Source organism: Sphaerotilus montanus (assembly GCF_013410775.1).
Taxonomy (GTDB): domain Bacteria; phylum Pseudomonadota; class Gammaproteobacteria; order Burkholderiales; family Burkholderiaceae_C; genus Sphaerotilus; species Sphaerotilus montanus.
In genome coordinates this window covers 4295742-4312875 of sequence record NZ_JACCFH010000001.1, presented here as the reverse complement: position 1 = coordinate 4312875, position 17134 = coordinate 4295742, and the positions used below count along the sequence as shown (strand labels likewise).

General features: G+C 68.9%; 15 protein-coding genes. 7 read left to right on the top strand and 8 right to left on the bottom strand.

Features of this window, described 5'->3' with window-relative positions:
* Nucleotides 1-23: 23 nt before the first annotated feature.
* A complete protein-coding gene (locus BDD16_RS19635; protein WP_179635496.1) occupies nucleotides 24-1028 on the bottom strand; it encodes a Bug family tripartite tricarboxylate transporter substrate binding protein in 1005 nt (334 codons plus the stop codon).
* Between the two features lie 129 nt (nucleotides 1029-1157).
* On the opposite strand from BDD16_RS19635, the gene BDD16_RS19630 reads away from it, so the two are divergent.
* Nucleotides 1158-2069, top strand: coding sequence for a LysR family transcriptional regulator (locus BDD16_RS19630; protein ID WP_179635495.1), 912 nt, complete (start codon nucleotides 1158-1160; stop codon nucleotides 2067-2069).
* Here the strand turns inward: BDD16_RS19630 and BDD16_RS19625 are convergent, their stop codons facing one another.
* The 4 genes from BDD16_RS19625 to BDD16_RS19610 all read right to left on the bottom strand — a co-directional run bounded on the left by BDD16_RS19625 (nucleotide 2070) and on the right by BDD16_RS19610 (nucleotide 6171).
* A complete protein-coding gene (locus BDD16_RS19625; protein ID WP_179635494.1) occupies nucleotides 2070-3053 on the bottom strand; it encodes a Bug family tripartite tricarboxylate transporter substrate binding protein in 984 nt (327 codons plus the stop codon).
* Nucleotides 3054-3104: 51 nt separating this feature from the next.
* Entirely contained in the window at nucleotides 3105-3809 is a 705-nt protein-coding gene (locus tag BDD16_RS19620; protein WP_179635493.1) for a fumarylacetoacetate hydrolase family protein, read from the bottom strand.
* A gap of 61 nt (nucleotides 3810-3870) precedes the next feature.
* Nucleotides 3871-4926 (bottom strand): cupin domain-containing protein, encoded by a 1056-nt coding sequence (locus BDD16_RS19615; RefSeq protein WP_179635492.1) that lies wholly within the window; start codon nucleotides 4924-4926, stop codon nucleotides 3871-3873.
* Between the two features lie 33 nt (nucleotides 4927-4959).
* On the bottom strand, nucleotides 4960-6171 hold the full coding sequence (locus BDD16_RS19610) for a 3-hydroxybenzoate 6-monooxygenase (protein ID WP_179635491.1): 1212 nt from the start codon (nucleotides 6169-6171) through the stop codon (nucleotides 4960-4962).
* Nucleotides 6172-6277: 106 nt separating this feature from the next.
* Between BDD16_RS19610 and BDD16_RS19605 the strand changes: the two genes are divergently transcribed.
* Complete coding sequence (locus tag BDD16_RS19605; protein ID WP_179635490.1) at nucleotides 6278-6736, top strand: MarR family winged helix-turn-helix transcriptional regulator; 459 nt, start codon at nucleotides 6278-6280, stop codon at nucleotides 6734-6736.
* Nucleotides 6737-6754: 18 nt separating this feature from the next.
* Here BDD16_RS19605 and BDD16_RS23360 read toward each other — a convergent pair whose 3' ends face one another.
* Nucleotides 6755-8485: a methyl-accepting chemotaxis protein gene (locus tag BDD16_RS23360; RefSeq protein ID WP_179635489.1), complete on the bottom strand. Its 1731-nt coding sequence runs from the start codon at nucleotides 8483-8485 to the stop codon at nucleotides 6755-6757.
* A 129-nt stretch (nucleotides 8486-8614) separates the two neighbouring features.
* Between BDD16_RS23360 and BDD16_RS19595 the strand changes: the two genes are divergently transcribed.
* The 5 genes from BDD16_RS19595 (at nucleotide 8615) to BDD16_RS19575 (ending at nucleotide 14821) form a co-directional block, all read left to right on the top strand.
* Nucleotides 8615-10210: a 3,4-dehydroadipyl-CoA semialdehyde dehydrogenase gene (locus BDD16_RS19595; protein WP_179635488.1), complete on the top strand. Its 1596-nt coding sequence runs from the start codon at nucleotides 8615-8617 to the stop codon at nucleotides 10208-10210.
* 39 nt (nucleotides 10211-10249) lie between these two features.
* Complete coding sequence (locus tag BDD16_RS19590; protein WP_179635487.1) at nucleotides 10250-10717, top strand: hypothetical protein; 468 nt, start codon at nucleotides 10250-10252, stop codon at nucleotides 10715-10717.
* Between the two features lie 4 nt (nucleotides 10718-10721).
* Nucleotides 10722-11615: a DUF2145 domain-containing protein gene (locus BDD16_RS19585; RefSeq protein WP_179635486.1), complete on the top strand. Its 894-nt coding sequence runs from the start codon at nucleotides 10722-10724 to the stop codon at nucleotides 11613-11615.
* 97 nt (nucleotides 11616-11712) lie between these two features.
* The gene (locus BDD16_RS19580; RefSeq protein ID WP_179635485.1) at nucleotides 11713-14004 is read left to right on the top strand and encodes a molybdopterin-dependent oxidoreductase; all 2292 of its coding nucleotides are present in this window, start codon (nucleotides 11713-11715) and stop codon (nucleotides 14002-14004) included.
* A gap of 118 nt (nucleotides 14005-14122) precedes the next feature.
* Nucleotides 14123-14821, top strand: coding sequence for a PRC-barrel domain-containing protein (locus BDD16_RS19575; RefSeq protein ID WP_246332618.1), 699 nt, complete (start codon nucleotides 14123-14125; stop codon nucleotides 14819-14821).
* 134 nt (nucleotides 14822-14955) lie between these two features.
* Here the strand turns inward: BDD16_RS19575 and kynA are convergent, their stop codons facing one another.
* Together kynA and kynU are read right to left on the bottom strand one after the other, a co-directional pair.
* Nucleotides 14956-15804: a tryptophan 2,3-dioxygenase gene (gene kynA / locus BDD16_RS19570; protein ID WP_179635484.1), complete on the bottom strand. Its 849-nt coding sequence runs from the start codon at nucleotides 15802-15804 to the stop codon at nucleotides 14956-14958.
* Nucleotides 15805-15814: 10 nt separating this feature from the next.
* Nucleotides 15815-17122, bottom strand: coding sequence for a kynureninase (gene kynU, locus BDD16_RS19565; RefSeq protein ID WP_179635483.1), 1308 nt, complete (start codon nucleotides 17120-17122; stop codon nucleotides 15815-15817).
* Between the last annotated feature and the right edge of the window lie 12 nt (nucleotides 17123-17134).

Genomic DNA, 17134 nt, shown 5'->3' with positions numbered 1-17134 from the left:
CGTGGCTCGTTCTCGGCCGCGCGTCACTGCGCTTCGAGCTTGATGGCCTTGGCGATGGCGCGGAAGCTGGTGGTCAGCGTCTCGTATTCACGCGCTGCGTCGGCCACCGACAGCGGCGTGGCGACCATCAGCCCCTGCTTTTCCAGCTCGGCCCGCACCACCGGATCGCCCAGTACCGTCGTCAGTGCCTTGTTCAGCGCCTGCACCACCGGCTCCGGCGTGTCCTTCCTGACCAGATAGCCGGTCCAGATGTTGTAGGCGAAGCCCTTGACGCTCTTGCTGTCGTTGATGCTCGGGTAGGCCTTGAGGAACGGCACTTCGACCTTGCCCGCGGGCGCCAGCGTGCCGAGGATCTTCAGCCGCCCCTGGTCGGCCAGACCGGCCGACTGCAGTCCGGTGACCAGCACGGAGATGTCCACCAGATCGCCGCCCATGTCCTGCAGCAGCGGCGCGGCCCCCTTGTACGGGACGTGCACCATCTCCGCCCCGATGGTCTGCGCGAAATGCGCGCCGAGCACGTGGTAGAACGAGCCGTAGCCGACACTGCCGTAGGTGAGTGGCTTGCCCGCTGCGGCTGATTTCCTGGCCAGTGCGACCAGCTCGTCGACGTTGTTCGCTGGCAGTCCCTTGCGGGCGTGGATCGTGATCGGAGAAACGCCGATCATCTGCACGAGGCGAAAGTCTTCCGACTTGAACTTCACCGCCGCGTTGGCCAGCGGTGCGAGGATCAGCTCGTTGGGGGAGCCCTGGAATACGAGGTGTCCGTCCGCAGGCGCTGCCAGCACCTTCTGCGCGGCCAGCGCCCCGCTGACACCGCCGAGGTTCTCGACGATGACCTGCTGGCCGAGCGCCCGGGTCAGCGGCTTCTCGACGATGCGCGCGATCACGTCCGAGAGTCCGCCCGCCGGGTACGGCACCATCAGGTTGACCTGTTTGCTCGGGAAGGTCTGCGCCACGGCGGAGGCACTGACCAGAGTCAGGCCGGCGAGCAGGACAAGGGCGCGGAGGGAAAAGCGCTTGGGGTGCATGGACTGTGCTCCGGAGGGCGGTTCGTGGGGTGATGCTTCATCGTAGAACCCGAAGAACTAGGCGTCCAATGCATTGTTTTAAGATTTATGATGCATTTGACTCATGGTTTGAACGCCGAGGCACGCAGCATGACGCTGGTTCAACTCAAGCACCTGATTGCATTGGCGGAAAGCGGCTCCTTCAGCCGCTCCGCCGAAGCGCTGTTCCTGACACAGCCAGCGCTCAGCCGCAGCATCCGGGCGCTGGAAGACGATCTGGGCCAGCCGCTGTTCGACCGCATCGGTCGGCACAGCGAGCTGACACCCTTCGGACGGGAAGTGCTGGCGCGGGCGCGCCAGGTGGTGCTGGATGCGGACGAGTTGCTCGACAGCGGCCGGCGCATCGGCGCAGGCGAAGCGGGCGTGCTGCGCATCGGCATGGGCTCGGGGCCGGGGGCGATGCTGATGACACCGCTGCTGATGGCGGTGGCCACGCAGCGGCCCGGCCTGCATCTGGAGATCTCGCGCGCGACGACGGCGCTGCTGGTGCAGGCGCTGCGCGAACGGACGCTGGATGCGCTGGTGCTGGATGTGCGCTCGCTCGTCCCGGCGCCCGACCTGTGCGTGGACACGGTCTCGGAGATGCGCGGCGCGTTTCTCTGCCGGCCGGGCCACCCGCTGGCCGCGCAGGCGGCGCGGGACGGCGCGGTGGCGTTTGCCGATGTGCAGCGCTACCCGATCGCCTCGACGCCACTGAGCGACGAGGTGGCGCGGGTGCTGATGGAGCGTTACGGGCCGGCCGCCCATCCGGCGCAGTGCGTCACGCTGCGCTGCGAGGAGATCCCGAGCCTGGTGGCGGTGGCGCTGCGCAGCGATGCGGTGCTGATCGCGATCCGCGCCGCCGGGCCGGACCTGGTCGAGCTGGCACTGGCGCCCCCGCTGCAGGCCAGCGCCCGCTTCGGTCTGGTGACGCTGTCCGCCCGCACACCGGCGCCGGGGCTGGCGCTGGTGCGCGAGTGGATGCGCCAGACCCTGCGGGACGCCGAAGCCGTTCCGGGCTGATCAGTCCAGGCTGATGTTGGCCTTCCTCACCAGCACCTCGTAGACCTTGGACTTGGCCTCGACGCCGCGGGTGATCTCCTCGGGCGTCCAGGCGATCGGCTCGAAGGCGAAGGTGTCGAAGCGGGCCTTCAGCTCCGGATCGGTGATGACCTTGGCCACGTCGGCGTTGATCTTCGCGCGCAGCGGCGCCGGCAGGCCCTTCGGCGCGACCAGCACGACGAAGGCGTTCACGTCGAAGCCCGCGGGCGCGCCGGCTTCGGTGGCGGTCGGCACATCGGGCATCTGCGGCAGGCGCTTGGTCGATGCCACTGCCAGATAGCGCAGCTTGCCGGCCCTGTAGGCGCCGGAGCTGGACGGCAGCGTGCCCAGGCTCCACGCCACGTCACCCGAGCCGACCGCGGGGAAGAGCTGGCTCACCTCGCGGTAGGGGATGTGCTGCATCCGGATGCCGGTCAGCTCTTCCAGCAATTCGCCGCCGAGGTGGCCGGGGCTGCCCACGCCCCACGAGCCGTAGGTCACCTTGCCCGGCTCGGCCTTGGCGGCGGCGATCAGGTCGCCCATGGTTTTCCACTTCGATTCGGCGCCCACCGCGACCAGGAAGGTGGTGCGGAAAATCGACGCCACCGGCTCGAAGTTCTTCACCGCGTCGGCGCCGCGCTGCTTGTAGAGGTGGGGCACGGCGGAGAGGTGGTCGCTGTCGAGCTGCAGCAGCGTGTAGCCGTCCGGCGCGGCCCGCTTGACCGCGTCCATCGCGATGAATCCGCCGCCGCCGGGACGGTTCTCGACGGCGACACGCTGGTTCCAGAGCTTGCCGAGCTTCTCGGCCAGGATGCGCAGCGTGGCGTCCGGGCCGCTGCCGGGGGCGAAGGCGGTGAACAGGGTCACTGGCTTCGTGGGGAAGTCGGCCGCCGTCTCGGCGCGGGCCGGCAGGTGGGTGAAGGCCGCAGCGCCGATCAGCGCGGCGAGGAAGGTCTGGCGGTTCATCGGCTTGTCTCCGTGGATCTTGCGATCTTGTGATTTCGTTGTGGTCGCGAATTATTCGGCAGCACCGATGTGGAGGACAACCTCGCCAACCCCCGCCACCTGCCCGCGGATCTGGTCCCCGGGCAGCACCGCGCCAACACCTTCCGGGGTGCCGGTGTAGATGAGGTCACCGGGTTCCAGGTGATAGAACTGCGACAGGTCGGCGAGGATCTCGCGGATGTTCCAGATCAGCTTGTCCACGTCCGACGACTGCTTGGTGACGCCGTTGACCTGCAGCGCGATTGCGCCCGACTCGATCACGACGCCGGGCATCGGCACGACTTCGCTGCACACCGATCCCTGCTCGATGTCCTTGCCCAGGTCCCACGGCCGGCCCTTGTCGCGCGCGACGAGCTGCAGGTCGCGGCGCGTCATGTCGAGGCCGCAGGCGTAGCCGTAGACCAGTTCATGCGCGTTTTCGGCGGCGACCCGGAAGCCCGGCTTGCCGATGACGAGCACGAGTTCCATCTCGTAGTGGTAGTTCGACGTGCCGGGCGGATACGGCACGGTCGCGCCGCTCTCGACCAGCGTCTGCGTCGACTTGGTGAAATAGAACGGCCGCTCGGCCGACTTGTCGACGGGGCGGCCCATCTCGACGGCGTGGGCGTGGTAGTTGCGGCCGACGCAGAAGATGCGGTTGATCGGCAGGCGGGCGTCCGAGCCGCGGATGGGCAGGGATGGGACGGCGGGCGGGGTCCAGAGGTAGGGGGTGGTCATGCGGGAGGTGATTTGTTGGCGTGGGTGCCCGCGTGCGCGGGCATGACGGGAGGGCGTGGGATCAGGCGCGAACTTCGTGGACGCCGAGCTTGCGGTGCAGCGGTGCTTCGTCGGCGAGGAAGACGAAGGCAGGCTGGTCGGCGGACCGGTTGCGCAGCGTCACACCGGTGTAGCCGGGCGCGCAGCAGGTGTCGGCTTCGGCGAGCGTGAAGGCGCGCGGCGTGGCGGCCTCGATGGCGATGTCGACGCTGCCTTCGATCAGGTGGAAGACACAGGCCGGCGAGCGGGCCGGGAACCGCAGCGTCTGGCCGGGGCGCAGCATCAGGGCGTAGAAGCCGAGGATGTTCTCGGCGTCCTCGCCGGTTTCGGGATTGACGTAAGTGAGCTGCACCGCGTCGAGACCAGGCTGGTCGCCGGCCAGGGCCTGCAGCGCTGCGCGGGTGTCGACCCACGGATAGCGCAGCATCGGATAACGCTTGCCACTGCGGCCGAAGACCGGCGACGGCACCAGACCGGCGCGCTGGTAGCTGCGGTCACCGCGGCCGGGCTGGACGGTCTGCCGTGCGCCGTTGAGGTGGTAGCTGGCTTCCATGTAATAGACCAGCGGCAGATCCAGCACATCCAGCCACACGACCGGCGTGTCGCCGTCGTGGCCGTGTTCGTGCCACAGGCCGGTGGGGGTGAGGATCAGGTCGCCGCGGGACATGGGGCATCGTTCGCCGTCCACCGTCGTCCAGGCGCCCTCGCCTTCGACCACCATGCGCACCGCGTTGGGCGTGTGGCGGTGCGACGGTGCCCACTCGCCCGGCATCAGCAGCTGCATCCCGAGGTAGATCGCGGCGCTGGCCTGCATCTTCTCCAGCGTGTGGCCGGGGTTGGCCAGCACCAGCACGCGGCGCTCGGCCTTCTCGATCGGCGTCAGCTCGCCGGCCTGCAGCAGCAATGGCTTGATGTCGGCATAGGCCCAGTGGATGGGCTGGGTCTGGCGCGTGGGCACCTGGGGCGGCAGCACGCCGCGTAGGCTGGGCCACAGCGGCACGAGGTTCTTGTCGCGCAAGGCCTGCACGTACTCGGCGGGCAGGTCTTCGAGGCGGCCCAGCGGGGCGTCGTCTTGCATCGGATCTCTCCTGGTGATTCGGGACACTGGCGATCAGCGCCGGGCTGCGTCGAGGCAGTTGCCGACGTTCCAGCCGTACAGCCACTCCATCGCGTCATAGAAGCGCTCGGGCGTGCGGCCGCGCCAGAGGTCGTTGCGCACCAGCCGCTCGACGCCCTTGGCGTGGTAGATGCGGCCCATCTCGCGGCTGGAGAGCACGATGCGCGCGGTGCGGGCGACGCGGGCGCGCTGGTAGAGGTCGAGCGCCTGCGTCCAGTCGTTGCCGCAGCTGCGCAGGGCTTCGCCGAGCGTCACCGCGTCTTCCATCGCCATGCAGGCGCCCTGTGCCATGTACTGCGTGGTCGGGTGGGCCGCGTCGCCGAGCAGCGTGACGCGGCCGTAGGTCCATTGCCCGATCGGCTCGCGGTCGGCGGTGGCCCAGCGTTTCCAGGACTTCGGCAGGTCGATGAGCTGGCGCGCCTTCGGGCAGATGTCCTGGAAGTAGCTCTGCACCTCTTCCTTGCTGCCCTCGCGCACGCCCCATTCCTCCTGCTCCCGGCTGTGGAAGGTGACGACCACGTTGTACTGCTCGCCGCCACGCAGGGGGTAATGGACGAGGTGGCAGTTCGGGCCGACCCAGATGCTGGCCGCGTTCCATTGCAGTTCCTGCGGGAAATCCTGCTTTTCCACGACGGCGCGGTAGACGACATGGCCGGTCACCCGTGCCGGATCGCCCACGTACTGCTGGCGCACCACCGACTTGACGCCGTCCGCTCCGATCAGCGCGACGCCGCGGAAGGTACGCCCGTCCTGCGCCGTCACGGTCACGCCGTCACCGTCCTGTTCGATGCCGACGACGCGGGTGGAGGTGTGGAAGTCCACCAGTCCGGTCTCCTGCGCGCCTTCGAGCAGCGACAGGTGGACGTCGGCCCGGTGGATCACCGCGTAGGGATTGCCGAAGCGCTGCCGGAAGGATTCGCCCGTGGGCATCTTGCCGACCTGGTAGGCGTTGATGGCGTCGTGCATGACCATGTAGTCGGTGTAGACGGCCCGACCGCGGGCCTTCTCGCCGATGCCCAGCGCATCGAAGGCGTGGAAGGCATTCGGCCCGAGCTGGATGCCGGCGCCGATCTCGCCGATCTCGGGCGACTGCTCCAGCACCGTGACGCGGAAGCCCTGCCGCACCAGCGCCAGCGCCGCCGCCAGGCCGCCGATGCCACCGCCGGCGACGAGCACGACGGGAGGGGTCGAATGTTCCGTGTTCATTGCATTGCGCTCCATCAATCAGCATAGAAATAATCAGTATGCTGATGATTAGTGTAATGCTAGCATTGATCCAGATCTATCCCCATCCATTCAGTGAAAACCCGCGATGACCTTGCCGCCGCTCGACCTCGACAGCCTGCCCGGACACGACATCCGCCGTCTGCACCAGATTGCCGTCGCGCTGTTCATGCAGGAAACGGAGTCGTTTGGCATCACGCCGGTGCAATTCGCCGCGCTGCAGGCGGTCCACAACGTCCCGGGCACCGACCAGCGCACGCTCGCCCGCACGATCGGCTTCGACACCTCGACCATCGCGGGGGTGATCGACCGGCTCGAAGCGCGCGGGCTGACGCTGCGCAGCGCCTCGGCGCAGGACCGGCGCGTGCGGCTGCTGACGCTGACCGAAGCAGGTCAGCAGCTCCTGGCGGACGTGACCCCGTCGATGCTGCGGGCGCAGGAGCGCATCCTGGCGCCGCTGCCGGAACAGGAGCGGGGGGAGTTCATGCGGATGCTGGGGATCCTGATCGCCAGCCGGAACGAGTCGGACCGGGACACGGCCACCTGAGGGTGGCGCGCGCCAGCGTCAGAACTTCGCCCAGTCGTCGCTGACCGGCTCGGCCGCGGCCGGTGTGCCCGCAGAGGTCTGGACGGCGGTGTGCGCCGGAGCGGACCTGAAGGTCGGCCGTGGTGCAGGCATGGTGGCCGCGCGGGTCTGGGGCGCGGTCTGGCGCGGTGCGGCCGGCATGGCCGAAGCACGCGTCGACGGCGTCCCTGACAGTCGGAACACCGCCACGGTCTGCACCAGCTGCATCGCCTGGTCCTTGAGCGTCTCGGCCGCGGCCGCACTCTCCTCGACCATGGCGGCGTTCTGCTGGGTGGTCTGGTCGAGCTGGCTGATGGCCTGGCCGACCTGCTGGATGCCCAGGCTCTGTTCCTGCGTCGCGGTGGTGATTTCCGTGACGATGTCGCTGACCCGCCGGATCGAGCCGACGATCTCGCCCATGGTCTTGCCGGCCTGGTCCACCAGATCGGTGCCATGTGACACCTGCTCGACGCTGCGACTGATGAGGGTCTTGATTTCCTTGGCGGCCTCGGCACTGCGCTGCGCCAGGCTGCGGACCTCGGAGGCCACCACGGCAAATCCGCGCCCCTGCTCGCCGGCACGGGCCGCTTCGACCGCCGCGTTCAGGGCCAGGATGTTGGTCTGGAACGCGATGCCGTCGATCACGCCGATGATGTCGCTGATCTTGCGCGAACTGGCGTTGATGTTCTGCATCGTGGTGACCACCTTGCCCACCACCTCGCCACCCTGCACGGCGATGGCTGACGCGCTGCGGGCCAGCTGATCGGCTTGCTGGGCGTTCTCGGTGTTGGTGCGCACGGTGGCCGCCAGCTCGTCCATGGTCGCCGCCGTTTCTTCCAGCGCACTGGCCTGTTCCTCGGTCCGCGACGACAGGTCCTGGCTGGCATTGGCGATCTGCTGGCTGGCGGTGGCCACGCTGTCGGCGTTGTCGCGCACCTTGGTGACCACGCCTTCCAGGCTGGTCTGCATCTGCTGCAAGGCCTGCAGCACCTGGCCGGATTCGTCCTGAGACTGGTGCTCGATCACGCAGGACAGGTCTCCATCGGCCACGCGGTGTGCGGCCTGCAGTGCCTGCTGCAGCGGCCCCGTGATGGAGCGCATCAGCCACAACCCCGCGGTCACGGCCATGGCCAGTCCCAGTGCGGCCGCGATGACCATGGCGTTGCGTGCCATCAGATAGGCCGACTCGCTCGCCTCGGCGGCGGATCTGGCACCGGTCTGGTTCAGCTCGACGAGCTGGTCCAGCACCTTGCTCATGGCTTCGAACGTGCGCTGCGCGTCTCCTTCGAGCAACTCCCTGGCCTGCGCCTGTTCGTTCTTGCGCGACAGCTCCACGATCTGTGCATGGAACTGCAGGTAGTGCTTCCACTGCGCATCGAAGGCGTCATGCAGCTTGTGTTCTTCCGGACTGCTGATCAGCGCGACGTAGGTCTTGTGGTGCGCCTCGAATTCCGCCTGTATCTGGGCCATGGTCTTTTCGAGGGCGGCCACTCTGGTGCTGTCGGTGTTCAGCACCTGCTGGAACTCGGCAACACGCAACTCGCCGGTGTTGGCGTTCATCTGGTTCACCGTCTCGACGCTGGGCAACCAGTTGTTCGACACCTCCGCGCTGAGCGTGCGCATGACCCCCATCTGCCATAGCGCCATGCCGACGATGGCGAGCGTGGTCAGCAACAGCAGTCCCAGCACGCCGGCTAGCCGGTGGGAGATCTTGTTGTTCAAGTGGGGCATGGCATTTCCTTGTCAGCACGGCAGTACTAGGGCACTGAGGAGGTTTCGGCGCGATTTTTGTAAACTTGAGGATGCATTTTCATGCTCTTTATTTTTCACATACTCCAATTCATGCAATATCATGCATGAATGACGATCATCACCCTCCCCCCCTCCTGCACGGAACTGCTCCTCAACCACCTTGGCGGCCGCTGGACGGCTGGCACGGGCGATGCCACGCCACTGTTCGATCCGGTCCTCGGCACCGAACTGGTCCGCGTGGACGCGACGGGTCTGGACCTGTCCGGCGGCTTCGAACACACCCGCCGCGTTGGCGGCACCGCGCTGCGGGCGTTGACGTACCGTGCCCGCGCCGGGCTGCTCGGTGCCATCGGCAAGGTGCTGCAGGCGAACCGCGATGCCTACTACGAGATCGCCACCGCCAACAGCGGCACGGTGAAAAACGACTCCGCCGTGGACATCGACGGTGCGATCTACACGCTCGGCACCTATGCCAGGCTCGGTGATGCGCTGGGTGACCGGCTCACGCTGCTCGACGGCGATGCCACGCCGCTGGCCAAGGGTGGCGCGTTCGGCAGCCAGCACGTGCAGGTGCCGGTGCAGGGGCTGGCGCTGTTCATCAACGCGTTCAATTTCCCGGCCTGGGGCCTGTGGGAAAAGGCGGCACCGGCGCTGCTGTCAGGCGTGCCGGTGGTGGTGAAGCCCGGCACGTCGACCGCATGGCTGACACAGCGCATGGTGCGCGACGTCGTCGAGGCGGGCATCCTGCCGCCGGGCGCGCTGAACATCGTCTGCGGCAGCTCGGCCGGGCTGCTGGATGCGCTGCGGCCGTTCGATGTGCTGTCGTTCACCGGTTCTGCCGACACCGCTGCGCTGCTGCGGCGCCATCCGGCGGTTGCCGAGCGTTCGGTGCGCGTGAACATCGAGGCGGACAGCGTCAACTCGGCCGTGCTGATGCCGGGCGCGGTACCGGGCAGCGCGGCGTTCGACCTGCTGGTCAAGGAAGTCGCGCGCGAGATGACGGTCAAGTCGGGCCAGAAATGCACCGCCATCCGACGGATCTTCGTCCCCGAAGCGCTCTACGACGCCGCGGCGGAAGCCATCGGCGCCCGGCTGGCGAAGACCACGGTCGGCAACCCGCGCAACGAGGCCGTGCGCATGGGCTCGCTCGTCAGCCGCGCGCAACTGCGCAGCGTGCAGGACGGCCTGGCCACGCTGCAGCAACACGCGCAGACGCTGTTCGACGGCCGCGGCGCCGCGCTGATCGATGCCGATCCGGCGATCGCTGCCTGCATCGCCCCGGTGTTGCTCGGCACACGGGACGCCGACGGGACGGACATCGTCCACACCACCGAGGTGTTCGGCCCGGTCGCCACGCTGCTGCCTTATCGCGACGCGGCCCATGCCCGGGCGCTGGTCGCGCGCGGAGAAGGCTCGCTCGTCTGCTCGCTGTATGGCGAAGACGGTGCCGATTCGGCGCATGCGCTGGCCGACACGGCGCTCGACCTGGCTGCCAGCCATGGCCGCGTCCACGTCATCACGCCGGAAGTCGCCACGCTGCAGAGCGGCCACGGCAACGTGATGCCGCAGTCGCTGCACGGCGGTCCCGGCCGCGCGGGCGGCGGGGAAGAACTCGGCGGGCTGAGGGCGTTGAATTTCTATCATCGACGTGCAGCCGTACAGGGGAGCGCGGCGGTGCTGGGCGGCGTTCAGGCGTCTGCTTGATCGACAATCGACTCCTTGCCTGAACCCGAGGAGTCCCCGATGTCCCTGCATCCCCGTCTTCTGCTGAGCGCGCTGGTCCTGTCCCTGGGCGCGGTCTGTCTGCCGGCCCATGCGTCCAGCACGGCTGCGTCGTCCGCCGTGGACAGCGCATCCAGCACCGCGAGCAGCGCGTCTGACTCCCTGGGCAAGTCCAGCACCAGCTCGTCCCCGGGCAACGATGTGGCTGACGGCGATTACCGCGTGATCGACCTGGCGGAAGCCGCTGACCGTCCGGGTGTCGTGCGCCTGACGCTGCAAGGGGTGACCGTGCCGGGCCAGCCGCAGTTCGAGCTGTTCCTGCCGAAGACCACCCTCGCCCAGGCGCAGCTCGGCAACGGCGCCCTGGTGCGCACCCGCCAGCGCACCTTCGGCATCGAGTTCGCCCGCGTCGATGCCCGCGAGCCCTTCTTCCTCGTGCTGCACGACACCTGGCACCGCGAGCTGGCCTCCCACCCTGTGACGCTCTGACGCAGTGGTCCGCCTTGTCGCCGGGGTGTGGATCGCCCTGGCCGCCGCGCCGCTGACCAGCCAGGCCGGCCTGCCGCGTTTCTGTGACCAGCCGGCCGCGCTCACGGCCGCACAACAGGCCCGCCTGCTGCGGGTCAGCGCGGTCGTGAAGGACGTGCTGGAGCGCTCTGGCCAGTCGGTGGCGCTGGTCTCGCGCACCGGGCTGGACCTCGGTCGACTCGGCCTGCGCTACTCGCACAGCGGCTTCACCTTGCGGCACAGCGCCAACGGCCCCTGGTCGGTGCGGCAGCTGTATTACGCCTGCGACGCGGGCCAGCCCAAGGTCTTCGATCAAGGGCTCTCCGGTTTCCTCTTCGGCACCGACAACCCGGACAGCGGCGCCCTGTCGCTGGTCTTCCTGCCGCCGGACGCCGCGCCGCCACTGGAACGCACCGTCCTCGACACCCGGCAGGCGCTGGCGCTGCTCGGCCCGACCTACAGCGCCAATGCCCACGCCTGGAGCCTGCGGTTCCAGAACTGCAACCAGTGGACGGTCGAGCTGCTGGCGGTGGCGCAAGGCGGGCTGGCAGAAGCCGACCGGTCGGCCGCCCAGGACTGGCTCCGGCTGCAGCGCTACACCCCCACCGTGATCGACCTCGGCTTCGCGCCGCTGCTGTGGCTGAGCACCCTCAGCCCGTGGGTCCACACCGACGACCATCCCGCGGACGACCTGCAGGCTGCCCGCTTCCAGATCAGCATGCCGGCGTCGATCGAGGCCTTCGTGCGCGACCAGGTGCCCGGCGCCACGCGGGTCGAGGTCTGCCATGCCGGGCAGCGTGTCGTCGTCCACCACGGCTGGACGCCGGTCGGCGACGGCTGCACCCCAAGCGACGGGGACACCGTCCTCGCGCTCGACTGACCCGGTACCAGGGCGATTCCGCTGACGCCTCGGTGACGCAAGTCAATCTCCGTGCCGTTCAGAATCCGCCGGATCGACCCACCGCCGGAGACGTCGCATGTCCACCCACCGCACCGCCCACCGCATCTGCCCGCTGTGCGAGGCCTGCTGCGGCCTCGTGCTCGACATCGAACGCGACACGCAAGGTGTCGAGCACATCGCCACCATCCGCGGCGACGACAGCGATCCGTTCAGCCGCGGCTACCTCTGCCCGAAGGCGGTCGCGCTGAAAGACCTGCATGACGATCCGGACCGCCTACGCCAGCCGCTGATCCGGCGCAACGGACGGCATGAACCCGCCACCTGGGACGAGGCGTTTGCCGAGATCGCGCGCGGTCTGGGCGACGTGCAGGCCCGCCACGGCCGCGGCGCGGTCGGCATCACGCTCGGCAACCCGATCGTGCACAAGCTCGGGCTGACGCTGACCGTGCCGACGCTGGTGAAATCGCTCGGCACGAAGCACGTCTATTCCGCCTCCACGCTTGACCAGATCCCGCGCCAGCTCGCTTGCGGGCTGCTGTATGGCCACTGGTTCAGCGTGCCGGTGCCTGACATCGACCGCACCGACTGGCTGCTGGTGATCGGCGCCAACCCGGTGGCGAGCAACGGCAGCATGTGGACGGTGCCGGATTTCCGCGGGCGGGCGAAGGCCTTGCGGCAGCGTGGCGGGCGGCTGGTGGTGATCGACCCGCGCCGCACGGAAACGGCCAAGGTTGCCGACGAGTACCTGCCGATCCGCCCCGGCGCGGACGTGTTCCTGCTCGCCGCGATGGTGCACACGCTGTTCGCGGAAGGGCTGGTGCGGCTTGGCGCGGCGGCGTCGGTGGTGAGCACGGAGGATGTCGAGGCCGTTCGAGCGGCGGTGGCGGCGTTCGCGCCGGACGTTGTTGCAGATCGGTGTGCGATTCCAGCTGAAACCATCCGCCGCCTCGCCCGCGAACTGGCCGCCGCGCCGCGGGCCGCTGTCTACGGCCGCATCGGCACCAACGGGCAAACCTTCGGCACGCTGTCGGCGTGGTTGATCGACGTGCTCAACGTGCTGACCGGGCGGCTGGACGCCGAGGGTGGCGTGATGTTCCCGAAGGCGGCGGCGCTGGCGGCCAACACGATGGGGCCTCCGGGGATCGGCCGCGGCGTCACCACGGGCCGCCACCACAGCCGCGTCAGCGGCGCGCCCGAAGTGATCGGGGAATGGCCGATCACCTGCCTGGCCGAGGAAATCGAGACCCCCGCCACCTCGCCCGAGCAGCCCGCCGTGAAGGCGCTGATCACGGTGGCGTCCAACCCGGTGCTGTCGGCGCCCGGCAGCCCGAGGCTCGCGGCGGCGCTGGACACGCTCGACTTCATGGTCAGCGTGGACATCTACCTGAACGAGACGACACGCCACGCCGACGTGATCCTGCCCGGCCGTTCGCCGCTGGAGGATGGGCATTTCGACGTCGCCTTCGGGCAGTTGTCGATGCGCAACCACGTGCGGTACAGCCCGCCGGTCGGGTTGGCGGACTCCGGGCAGCCGGCGGAGTGGGAGATCCTGCTGCGCCTGAGCGAGATCGCGCAGGGGCGCGGGCCGGGTGGCATGGTCGATGTGGCCGCGCTGGACGATCGGCTCGCGCGTCAGGAGGCCGAGCGGTTCGCGGGCGACCGGGCCGAACAGGCGTTTGCCGAGGCGTCGCGCTGGCGCGGGCCGGAGCGGCGGCTGGACCTGGCCTTGCGTGCCGGGCCGCACGGAGACGATTTCGGGCGCAGGCCGGGCGGCGTGCGGCTGGCGGCGCTGCTGGACGCGCCGTCCGGCATCGACCTCGGCGCATTGGCCCCGCGCTTGCCGGAAGTCTTGCGCACGCCGAGCGGCCGGGTGGACTTGGCGCCGCCGATGCTGCTCGCTGATCTGCCGCGGGCGCTGGCGGCGCTGCGCGAACCCGCGCCGCCGCTGGTGATCATCGGCCGGCGCGACGTGCGCTCGAACAACTCGTGGATGCACAACCTGCCGACGCTGGCCAAGGGGCCGTTCCGCGGCGCGATGCAGGTGCATCCGGTCGACGCGCAGCGGCTCGGCCTGGCGGAGGGCGCCTCGGCTTGTGTTCGCCGAGCAGACGACGCCGGGCACCACGATCGCCACATCACCGTGCAGGTCCACGTCGATGACAGCGTGATGCCGGGCGTTGTCTGCCTGCCCCATGGCTGGGGGCATGACCAGCCCGGCACGCGGCTGCACGTCGCCGCCGAGCGGCCGGGGGCGAACCTGAACGCGGTGCTGGACGAGCGGCTGCGGGATCCGCTGTCGGGGAATGCGGTGCTGTCGGGGGTGGCGGTCGTGGTGGAGGCGCTTTCGAGGTCTGCGGCGCACAGATGACGCGACTGGACGACCGCGGGGGCGGACTGTGCGGGTCTCGCCGCTGCGTGCGGTGCAGAACAGACAGCCTCGCTGGATGGGCCTACAAACCTCGTGACACCAACGAGGAACCCGAACCATGAAAAAGCACTTTTCCAGCCGGACCGCCCACCTGATGTTCGCCACGCTGACCGCCGTGGGCGCGCTGTGCATCACCGGATCTGCCACCGCCCAGGTCGCTGGCGGCACCACCACGGTGGACACCAGCGTCACCGAGTCGACCAAGCTGGCGATGGGCTGGAGCGTCAAGAAGACGCTGATGGGCAAGACCATCTACAACGACGCTGGCGAGAAAGTCGGCAAGGTGGAAGACCTGATCATCTCGCCGGACAAGAGCGTGTCCTACGTGATCGTCGGTGCGGGCGGCTTCATCGGCATCGGCCGCCACGACGTGGCGATCCCGGTCACGCAGATCCAGGACAAGGCGGGCAAGCTCGTGATGGCCGGCGCCACCAAGGACATGATCAAGGCCATGTCGAAGTTCACGTACACGACGGACACGAGCCGGCGCGATGCCTTCGTCACGGCCGCCGACAAGGACATCGCCAAGGGCAAGGAGGCGGTCGCCGGTCTCGAAAAGAAAGCCGGCATGGCCGCCACCGAGGCCAAGGCCAAGATCGACCTGGACCTCGCGGCGCTTCGGCTGGACGTGAAGACGGCGGAAACCAGGCTCGCCGAGATGAAGCAGGCCACCGCGGCGCGCTGGACGGAGTTCGAGGCCAGCGTCAGTGCGGCCACGGCCCGCCTGCGCAAGTCGACCGAGAAGGCCGCGGGCTGAACCCCCGCCGAAGGCGGAGTCGCTCCAGCTTCAACTTGTCGCAGGCCTGGCACTTCAAGGAGGCCTTGACCACATGAGCCTGAAATGAAGCACGCCAAGCGAAGGTGAAGACATGAACAAGGACCTGTGGCGCCTCAAAGCTCCGTGCGGATCCGCCACAGTTCCGGGAACAGCACCACGTCCAGCATCTTGCGCAGGTAGCTCACCCCGCCCGTGCCGCCCGTACCGCGCTTGAAGCCGATCACGCGCTCCACGGTCGTCACATGCCGGAAGCGCCACAGCCGGAAGGCGTCTTCCAGATCGACCAGCTTCTCGCCGAGCTGGTAGAGATCCCAGTGCTGTTTCGGGTCGCGGTAGACGACGAGCCACGCCTGATGCACCGCGTCGCTGGCTTCATAGGGCAAGGTCCAGTCGCGTTCCAGTCGATCCGCCGGCATGTCGATCCCGCTGCGCTTCATCAGCCGCAGCGCCTCGTCGTACACCGACGGCGCCCGCCACGCGGCGTCCACTTCGGCCAGCCGCGCCGGGTGGTGCGCGTGCGGCTTGAGCATCGCGGCGTTCTTGTTGCCGAGCGCGAACTCGATGCAGCGGTACTGCGCGCTCTGGAAGCCGCTGGAGTTCGACAGGTAGGGCCGGATCGCCGTGTACTCGGGCGGCGTCATCGTGGACAGCACGCTCCACGCGCCGACGAGCTGCTCCATGATCCGGCTGACGCGGCTGAGCATCTTGAACGCGCTGTGCAGGTCGTCGCCGGCCACGCTGCGGATCGCGGCGCGCAGCTCGTGCAGCATCAGCTTCATCCACAGCTCGCTGGTCTGGTGCTGGACGATGAACAGCAGCTCGTCGTGCGCGGGCGACAGCGGGTGCTGCGCGCTCAGGATCTGGTCGAGGTGCAGGTAGTCGCCGTAGCTCATGTCGCGGCTGAAATCGAGCTGGGCGCCCTCTTCCGCCACGATCTGTTCGGTGCGTTTCTGGTCGGTCATCTGCAGTTCCTCAGGTCACGGCGGCCCGTTGATGGAAACGTTCTTCCCGCCACTCGCCGGTCTGCAGCACCTGCACCAGGTGCTCCACCGCGTCCCAGACATCGGCGAAGCGCAGATACAGCGGCGTGAACCCGAAGCGCAGGATGCCCGGCGCCCGGTAGTCACCGACCACGCCGCGCGCGATCAGCGCCTGCACGATCGCGTAGGCACCCTCGTCGCGGTAGAGGCTCACCTGGCTGCCGCGCAGCGCGGGCTCGGTCGGCGTCTGCAGCGTCAGGCCGTGGCCCGCGCAGCGCTGCGCCACCAGCGCGCTGAACAGATCGGTCAGCGCGAGCGACTTGGCCCGCACCGCCGCCATGCCGCCCAGCGCCTCGGCCGCCAGCACCGTGTCCACGCCGCACTCCAGCGCCGCCAGCGCGATCGCCGACGGGGTGCCGCACAGGAAACCGGTCACGCCCGCCGCCGGCCGGTAGCCGGGCGTGAACTCGAACGGCGCTGCGTGGCCCATCCAGCCTGCGAGTGGCTGCCACAGCGCATCTTTCCCGTCGCCGCCGAGCCGGGCGAGGTGCCGCGGATGCACCCACAGGAACGCGGGCGAACCCGGGCCGCCGTTGAGGTACTTGTAGCCACAGCCGATCGCGAAGTCCGCGTCGCAGCCGTTCAAGTCCACCGGCACCGCGCCCGCCGAATGCGCCAGGTCCCACACCACCAGCGCGCCCGCGGCGTGCGCGGCGGCGGTGACGTCGGCCATCGCGTGCTGGCGGCCGGTGCGGTAGTTGACGTGGGTGAGCATCAGCACGGCGAGTGCGTCGCCCGCCGTGCCGGTCAGTTGCGCGGCGATCTCGTCGGTTTCGACCAGCCGCAGCGTGAAGCCATGCTGCCGGGCGAGGCTTTCGGCGATGTAGAGGTCGGTCGGGAAGTTGTCGCGCTCGGAGACGATGACGCGGCGGCGTCCGTCCGGATCCGACGCGCGCACGCTGGCCAGCGCCACGCTCAGCACCTTGTAGAGGTTCAGCGAGGTCGAATCCGCGGCGATCACCTCGCCGGGCTGGCCGCCGACGAGCCGGGCGATCTTGTCGCCGACGCGCTGCGGGTAGTCGATCCAGCCGGCCTTGTTCCAGCTCTGGATCAAATCCTGTCCCCACTCGCGGCGGATCACGTCCTGCACGCGGCCCGCGGTGGCGCGTGGCAGCACGCCGAGCGAGTTCCCGTCGAGGTAGATCACGCCCTCGGGCAGGTCGAACTGGTCGCGCAGCGGCGCCAGCGTGTCGGCCGCGTCCAGCGCGGCGCAGGTGTCACGGGTGATGGGAGGTGTCATGGGATCGTGGGA